The organism is Gilliamella sp. CG22, assembly GCF_046635725.1.
GTDB lineage: Bacteria > Pseudomonadota > Gammaproteobacteria > Enterobacterales > Orbaceae > Gilliamella > Gilliamella apicola_I.
Genome location: NZ_JBIDFK010000016.1, coordinates 24,041 through 32,970, shown reverse-complemented (window position 1 = coordinate 32,970; position 8,930 = coordinate 24,041). Strand labels below are relative to the sequence as shown.

Genomic DNA, 8,930 nt, shown 5'->3' with positions numbered 1-8,930 from the left:
AGGAACACCTACTTGACGACCTAAAAGGATGTGCTCACGAGTTTGTGGCATAGGACCATCAGTTGCTGCTACTACTAGAATAGCACCGTCCATTTGCGCTGCACCGGTGATCATGTTTTTAACATAGTCAGCATGGCCTGGGCAGTCTACGTGTGCGTAGTGACGAGTTGGTGTGTCGTATTCAACGTGTGAAGTATTGATGGTAATACCACGTGCTTTTTCTTCTGGTGCGTTATCGATTTGATCGAATGCACGAGCTTGTCCGCCGTATTTTTTAGCAAGAACAGAAGTAATTGCAGCAGTTAAAGTTGTTTTACCATGGTCAACGTGGCCGATTGTACCAACGTTAACGTGGGGTTTTGTACGTTCAAATTTTTCTTTAGACATCTTAATGTTCCTTTATTAAATCACTTCCCTCATTTTGTAGGGAAGTGTTACTTTATTTATATAAATAATTATTTCGCTTTACGAGCTTCAATAATTGCTGTTACGATGTTTGAAGGTGCTTCGTTATACTTCAAGAACTCCATAGAGTAAGAAGCACGACCTTGTGTTTGTGAACGAAGGTCTGTCGCATAGCCAAACATTTCTGAAAGAGGTACTTGCGCACGAACAGTTTTACCTGTTGCAGTATCATCCATGCCTTCGATCATACCACGACGACGGTTTAAGTCACCGATAACGTCACCCATATAATCTTCAGGGGTTTCAACTTCTACTTTCATAATTGGTTCTAAAAGCACAGGTTTAGCTTTCATGAAGCCTTCTTTAAATGCCATTGATGCGGCAAGTTTAAAGGCAATTTCGGATGAGTCGACATCATGGTAAGAACCAAAATGTAAACGCACACCGAGATCCACAACAGGATAGCCAGCTAAAGGCCCTGATTTCAATTGCTCTTGGATACCTTTATCTACTGCAGGAATAAATTCACCCGGAATTACCCCACCTTTGATTTCGTTAACAAATTCGTAACCAGCACCACCCGCTTCTAATGGATACATGTCGATAACAACATGACCGTATTGACCACGACCACCAGATTGTTTTGCATGTTTTCCTTCGATGTCTTTAACTGTTGTACGAATAGTTTCACGGTAAGCAACTTGAGGTTTACCGACATTCGCTTCAACGTTAAATTCACGTTTCATACGGTCTACGATGATTTCAAGATGTAATTCACCCATACCAGCAATGATAGTTTGGTTTGATTCTTCATCAGTCCAGACACGGAATGATGGATCTTCTTTTGCCAAACGACCTAAAGCGATACCCATTTTTTCTTGGTCAGCTTTAGTTTTTGGTTCAACTGCAACCGAGATAACCGGCTCAGGGAATTCCATTCTTTCAAGAATAATTGGTGAATTTTCAGCACAAAGCGTATCACCAGTTGTGACATCTTTAAGACCGATTGCTGCTGCAATGTCACCTGCACGAACTTCTTTGATTTCTTCACGTTTGTTCGCATGCATCTGTACGATACGACCAAAGCGTTCTTTACGATCTTTAACTGAGTTAAGTACTGAGTCACCAGAGTTAACCACACCAGAGTAAACGCGGAAGAAGGTTAAGTTACCAACAAATGGGTCAGTTGCAATTTTAAATGCAAGTGCAGCAAATGGTTCATCATCACTTGAATGACGTTCTGCTGGTTCACCATTTTGTAATTCACCTTTAATCGCAGGAACATCGGTTGGTGCTGGTAAATACTCAATAACTGCGTCAAGCATGAACTGAACGCCTTTATTTTTAAATGCACTACCACATGTTACCAAGATGATTTCGTTAGCAAGTACGCGTTCACGTAGTGCTTTTTTAACTTCTTCTTCAGTTAACTCATCACCACCAAGGTATTTTTCCATTAACTCTTCGTTAGCTTCTGCTGCAGCTTCGATTAAGTTTGCACGCCATTCTTCAACTTGCTCAACCATATCCGCTGGTACATCTTCATAAGTAAAGGTTGTACCTTGGTCTGCATCATTCCAGTTAATTGCTTTACGTTTAAGTAAATCAACAACACCAGTAAAGCCTTCTTCAGCACCGATTGGTAATACTAATGGAACAGGTACTGCCGCTAAACGTGTTTTGATTTGCTCAACTACACGTAAGAAGTTAGCACCCATACGGTCCATTTTGTTTACAAATGCGATACGCGGAACTTTATATTTGTTAGCTTGGCGCCATACTGTTTCTGATTGAGGTTGAACACCACCAACCGCACAGTAAACCATTACTGCACCATCAAGAACACGCATAGAACGTTCAACTTCGATGGTGAAGTCAACGTGTCCCGGGGTGTCGATGATGTTGATACGGTGTGGTTCAAATTGTTGTCCCATACCAGACCAGAATGCAGTTGTAGCCGCAGACGTGATAGTGATACCACGTTCTTGTTCTTGTTCCATCCAGTCCATGGTAGCTGCGCCATCATGAACCTCACCAATTTTGTGACTTACGCCAGTGTAAAACAAAATACGCTCAGTAGTTGTCGTTTTACCTGCGTCAATATGTGCACTGATACCGATATTACGGTAGCGTGCTATAGGGGTTGTACGAGCCATATTAATCCTCTATTTAGAATCGTTTGCTTAATAAAATATCATTTAGGTTGACTGACAGTAGATATGTGCTGTCAGTCTAATTTCAAGCCACTTAATACGAGTGGAAAAATTACCAACGATAGTGTGCAAACGCTCTATTAGCCTCAGCCATACGATGAACATCTTCGCGTTTTTTCACAGCAGTGCCTTTGTTTTCAAAAGCATCCATAAGTTCATTCGCAAGGCGTAGAGCCATTGATTTATCGCCACGTTTACGAGCAGCTTCTACAATCCAACGCATTGCAAGTGCATTACGACGAACAGGGCGCACTTCAACAGGAACTTGGTATGTAGAACCACCAACGCGACGAGACTTAACTTCTACAGTTGGTCTTACGTTATCTAGTGCAACTTCGAAAGCTGCTAAGTGGTCTTTTCCACTACGCTCAGCTAATTTATCAAGAGCTGAATATACGATTGATTCTGCGATAGATTTTTTACCATCTATCATTAAAATATTTACAAATTTCGCCAGCAAATCTGAACCGAACTTCGGATCAGGTAGAATTTTTCTTTGACCGACAACATGACGACGTGGCATTGGAATACTCCGTTTATATGTTATAAATTTTCAGGTTTACCCAAAACTCAAATGAGTTAAATGGAATTATATAGTTTGGCCTTACTTAACGGAGTTCCATTAAGCTTTAGGTCGTTTTACACCGTATTTAGAACGGCTTTGTTTGCGATCTTTAACACCTGCGCAGTCTAATGCACCACGAACAGTGTGATAACGAACACCAGGTAAATCTTTAACACGACCACCGCGGATTAAAATCACGCTATGTTCTTGCAAGTTATGACCTTCACCACCGATGTAAGAAGTAACTTCAAAACCGTTGGTTAAACGTACACGGCATACTTTACGTAATGCTGAGTTAGGTTTTTTCGGTGTAGTCGTGTAAACACGAGTACAAACACCGCGTTTTTGCGGGCATGCTTCAAGTGCAGGAACGTTACTTTTAACTTCCTTAAGTGCTCTTGGTTTGCGTACCAGCTGATTAATTGTTGCCATTAATAAGCTCCTGATTAATTAAAATAAATTTAAAATTGCATTTTAGATACGTAATTAATAACTGTAGACCAAAACCTAAATATATAAGTTTTGGGTCGCAAGATTCTAGACCTCAACAAGGATAATGTCAAGTTTTTGCTCGCATTTAACTATCGAACATAGACTTTATTCATTGGTAAGAAAATGCCCAATAAGTGGTAGTAAAAACGTTCACTTTTTAAGTGTGCGCCAACTGAAAAGGAACATATTGGCTGAAGATTGAGGGGGTCCTCACCAATAGCATTGATGAGGAATGACGATTAATGATGATCGATAAAGATAAATTTAAGTGCAAATAGTACAGCAAAAATGATGACACAAAGATTGAGTTCTTTAAATTTACCGGTAAAAGTTTTTAATACCACATAAGAGATAAAACCAAGTGCAACCCCTTCAGTAATGGCGAAAGCAAAAGGCATCATTAAGGCAGTAATAAAGGCAGGTGTTGCGTCAGTTAAATCAGACCAGTTAACTTTCACTAAACTTGATACCATTAAGATTCCCACAAATATTAGTGCGCCAGATGTTGCATAAGTCGGAACTAAATGCGCTAAAGGTGATAAGAATGTCATCATTAAAAATAAAATCCCAACGACAACAGCAGTTAAACCGGTGCGACCACCTACGGAAATACCCGCTGAACTTTCAATGTAAGTGAGAACTGATGAAGTCCCAAAAAGCCCACCAAGAGAAGAGCTGAAACTATCAATTAATAATGCTTGACGCATTTTAGGAAAACGTCCTTTTTCGTCTGAAATGCCAGCTTTGTCGGTCAAGGCTAAAATCGTACCTGATGAATCAAATAAGCTGACGATCATGACGGAAAATATCACGCCCATTATACCAATATTAAGCGAACCGGCTAAATCAACATGACCGACTACGCTTGAAACACTTGGTGGAATAGAGGCGACGCCTTCATAATGAATATTAGGATCCAGCCACAGAGCAAGCAATGTGACCACGAGAATAGAGATTAAGACCGCTGCATGGAAGTTGCGCGCAGCTAAAATAATAATAATGAAAAAACCCAGAGAACCTAATAAGACTTTAAGAGATAGAATATTGCCTAAGGTTAATAATGTTGATGGAGAACTAACCACAATCCCCATATTTTGAAAGCCCATAAATGCAATAAACAGTCCAATACCCGCACTGATACCAACACGTAAACATTGTGGAATATGTTCTATTAGCCAATGGCGAACTTTAAAAAGGGATAGTGCAAAAAAGATTAACGATCCCCAAAATATTGCGCCCATTCCCACCTGCCAAGAATAGCCCATTGCGCCACACATGCCATAGGCAAAAAATACATTGAGTCCCATAGCAGGCGCCAACGCTATCGGTAAATTAGCAAACATGCCCATTAAAATCGATGCAAAGGCTGTTACTAAACAGGTTAATACAAATACTGCTGAGGTGTCCATGCCTGTTGCCGACAAAATGGAAGGATTAACAAAGATGATATAGACCATAGTAAGAAATGTCGTACATCCTGCAATCACTTCAGTACCAATGGTGGTTTTTTTTGCTTTCAATTGAAATATTTTTTCGAATATTGAATTCATAAGTTAAGGCCTAGTTAGGTTAATAATAATGAATATTTGTATAATGCCATGACCACATTTTTGCTTATCATTAGTCAAGCGTGATAATTGTGGTGATTGGCTTGCTTATACAGTACAAAATTCACTGCATTATTATTACCGCTTCTTTTAACAGGTCAAGCATTATTCTGCTCAGTCTTTATTGATAAATACCTGTATTAAAAACTGACTTTAATAGTAAATTTCATATAGTCATTAAGTTGCGATGATGAAATAGTAAATCCTGATCAAATTAATCATAATTTATCTGCGTATTTTATAGCATCTTTAAATAGATAGTAGGATAGGTATTTCCCTGTTTTAGGCTAACTCATCTGTTTATAGCGTAATGGAGACAAATCTAATCACTTGTTATTGTTTTGTTTGAAGACGAAAATAATCCTATACCAATTGTTCAACATCTAATGTTGGATTTTTAATGAGGATAAAGAATATTGAATGGTTTTTTAAGATATCGTAACTCATTAATAATGAGTTACGATTGAGTATGCCCTTGGTTCATTAAATTGAATCAAGTTTGTTCAGAGTAATTTTAACTTTTAAAATACGATGGCTTTCAATTTCAGCTATTTCAAATAGATAATCACCTATTTGCATGGTCTCACCGACTTCAAGTAAATGCTGTGCTTTTTCCATCAATAATCCTGCAAGAGTATGGTATTCACGTTTATCATCAATTGGGATTGGGACAAATCGAACCAACTCTTCAACCGGAATATAGCCATTGGCAATCCACGTATTATCATCCAGACATTGAATATCATGTTTAGCGTCAATTTCTTCCTCTTCGGTTGGAAAATCGCCAGCGATAGTTTCGATGATGTCGGTGACTGAAACCACGCCTTGCATGGAACCAAATTCATCAACCACAAAAGCAAAATGGGTTTTGGCTTTTTTAAATTGTTCTAACGCAACAAGTAACGATACCGTCTCGGGAAAGATTAGCGGTTGCTTAATTAACGAGTTAATATCGATTGGCTCTTTATTTTGCAAAACATCTTTTAACAGGTCGTTAACTTGAATAATGCCTAAAGGTTCATCAATCGACGCATTATCAGTCACGACTAATCGTGAATGAGGATTTTCAAAAATCTCTTTCAAAATTGTTTCACGGTCGTCATTGATATTAACCATATCAACATCTAACCTTGCTGTCATAATACTGCTGACTGATCGCTGTGCCAGTCCAAGTACGCGTTCAACCATGTTGAGTTCTTGATGGTTAAAGACAGATTCTTTTTTATTGTTATCTGACACCGTATCAATTGTGTGAGTATCCGGATCTTCTTCAACATCGCCTTTCAGTAGATGTAAGATCGCTTCGGCAGTCCGTTCTCGCAATGGTTTTTTATTCAATGCCTTACGACGATTGAATATGGCTAACTGATTAAAAAACTCAATCATGATTGAAAAACCAATAGCGGCATATAAGTAGCCTTTTGGAATGGCAAAACCAAATCCTTCCGCAACTAAACTAAACCCGATCATTAATAAAAAGCTCAAGCAAAGAATAACAATGGTAGGATGCGAATTGACAAAATAGGCTAACGGTTTACTTGCGACCATCATAATGCAAATTGCCACACAAACGGCAATAATCATGACTGGAATATTTTCAACCATACCGACTGCCGTAATCACAGAATCGAGAGAAAACACGGCATCTAAAATAACGATTTGAACAACGACAGTCCAAAAGTGTGAGGTTTTTTTCGATTTTCCTTCTTCGTGAGCTGCACCTTCAAGACGTTCATTGAGCTCCATGGTGGCTTTAAACAGTAAAAATATGCCTCCCACTAACATAATAAGTTGGCGAGCATTGAAACTAATCCCAAACGCTGTAAATAGTGGTGTCGTGAGTGTAACTAGCCAACCGGTGAACATTAATAAAATAATGCGAGTAATTAATGCAAAAGCAAGACCAGTGATGCGTGCTTTATCGCGTTGGTGTGGTGGAAGCTTCTCGGCAAGAATGGCAATAAAAACAATGTTATCAATACCAAGGACGATTTCAAGTACAATCAGGGTGGATAAACCAATCCAAATTGTAGGATCCATGATCCATTCCATATGTCAGGTGATTACCTCTAATAAACACAGCACATGCTGCGTTCTAATTTTCTATGTAATTGACTAAATAATCAATAAAATATTTATGAATTTTGCATAATTTGGCAAAAAGTTTTATTTTTATGGGTGTTTGAGTTTAAGGTTAACTTCGCCAAAATGTTGGTGTAAAAAGGACTAATAATGTAAATATCTCTAGTCGTCCAAATAGCATATCGACAACCATCACCCATCTTACCACATCACTGACATGCGCAAAATTATCACTGACACTACCAAGCCCCACACCTAAATTATTCAGTGAAGAGGCAACAATATAAAAAGAGTCGGTTGCATCAACGCCTGTTGCCATGATGATAAATAAACTAATTAGAAAAACTAAAGCATAAGCAGAAAAGAATCCCCAAACTGATTCGATAATTCGTTCAGGTACAACTCGATGATTCAATTTTAAGGTATAAATAGCGTTTGGATGAATTAATCGTTTTAGCTCACGCGAACCTTGCATAAATAAAAGTAGTACTCTGACCACTTTTAAGCCCCCCCCTGTCGAACCGGCACAACCACCAATGAACGAGGCACAAAGTAGAAAAATAGGTAATGATGAAGGCCAAGTATTAATATCATCTACAGAAAATCCGGCTGTCGATGATATGGACACGACTTGTAAGATAATTTTATCAATACTAAGGCGATGAGGTTTATAGAAAAATATAACCACTGCGCATATGGCAATCAGTATCAATAGAATGAAAATAAAGGTTCTAAACTCTTGGTCTCGCCAGTAAACTTTTATTGAAAAACCGCTTAATGCGGCAAAATGGAGCGCAAAGTTACAGCCAGATAAGATTAAAAATAGGGTAACAATATAGTTGATTGCCGGGCTATTAAAGTAAGCCAGATTATCATCATGGGTGGAAAATCCCCCCATTGAAATCGTTGAAAAGCTGTGGGAGATAGCATCAAATACATTCATGCCTGCAAACCACAAGCAGATTGCGCATAGTGTGGTAAGTAGAATATAGATAGACCAAAGGGTTTTTGCTGTTTCGGCAATACGTGGTCGCATTTTACTGTCTTTTTGTGGGCCGGGAATTTCAGCACGATAAAGTTGCATCCCCCCGACACCTAGTAATGGTAGGATAGCAACCGCTAACACGATTATCCCCATTCCGCCAAGCCATTGCAGTAATTGTCGATAAAACAGTAAGGCTTTAGGTAAATGGTCTAACTTCACAATGGTGGTTGCCCCCGTTGTTGTTAGACCAGAAAATGATTCGAAAAATGCTGTCGTTAAATTTAAATTAATGTGATTATCAAAAATAAATGGAAAAGCGCCAATAGTGCCTAACACAACCCAAAATAGCACCACAATAAAAAAGCCTTCACGGGTGTTAAGTTCGTGACGTTGGTGTCGATTTGGTAACCACAACAAGCAACCTAAAATCAAGGCAGCAAAAAAAGAACGAAGAAATATCGCACCAGCGCCATCACGATAAATTAATGCGACTAGAGCAGGTAATAACATGAAAACAGATAATAATGTTATCAATAATCCTACAATTCGAATAATTGAACGCCAATGCATCATCGTTATTG

7 protein-coding genes are annotated in these 8,930 nt (G+C 38.7%); all 7 read right to left on the bottom strand.

Going from position 1 to position 8,930, the window contains the following annotated elements; translation table 11 throughout:
• Positions 1-387: GTP-binding protein (locus ACGH46_RS10800; RefSeq protein WP_411590937.1), on the bottom strand; the 387-nt coding region annotated here is incomplete at its 3' end.
• 68 nt (positions 388-455) lie between these two features.
• Positions 456-2,561, bottom strand: coding sequence for an elongation factor G (gene fusA, locus ACGH46_RS10795; protein ID WP_065559622.1), 2,106 nt, complete (start codon positions 2,559-2,561; stop codon positions 456-458).
• 109 nt (positions 2,562-2,670) lie between these two features.
• Positions 2,671-3,141: a 30S ribosomal protein S7 gene (gene rpsG / locus ACGH46_RS10790; RefSeq protein WP_065559623.1), complete on the bottom strand. Its 471-nt coding sequence runs from the start codon at positions 3,139-3,141 to the stop codon at positions 2,671-2,673.
• Positions 3,142-3,240: 99 nt separating this feature from the next.
• A complete protein-coding gene (gene rpsL, locus ACGH46_RS10785; RefSeq protein WP_025316630.1) occupies positions 3,241-3,615 on the bottom strand; it encodes a 30S ribosomal protein S12 in 375 nt (124 codons plus the stop codon).
• A gap of 299 nt (positions 3,616-3,914) precedes the next feature.
• Entirely contained in the window at positions 3,915-5,225 is a 1,311-nt protein-coding gene (locus ACGH46_RS10780; protein ID WP_220216065.1) for an NCS2 family permease, read from the bottom strand.
• Positions 5,226-5,765: 540 nt separating this feature from the next.
• Positions 5,766-7,334 carry a TerC family protein gene (locus ACGH46_RS10775; RefSeq protein ID WP_065559625.1) on the bottom strand — a complete coding sequence of 523 codons (1,569 nt, stop codon included), beginning with the start codon at positions 7,332-7,334 and terminating at the stop codon, positions 5,766-5,768.
• Positions 7,335-7,476: 142 nt separating this feature from the next.
• Positions 7,477-8,919 carry a TrkH family potassium uptake protein gene (locus tag ACGH46_RS10770; RefSeq protein WP_411605616.1) on the bottom strand — a complete coding sequence of 481 codons (1,443 nt, stop codon included), beginning with the start codon at positions 8,917-8,919 and terminating at the stop codon, positions 7,477-7,479.
• Between the last annotated feature and the right edge of the window lie 11 nt (positions 8,920-8,930).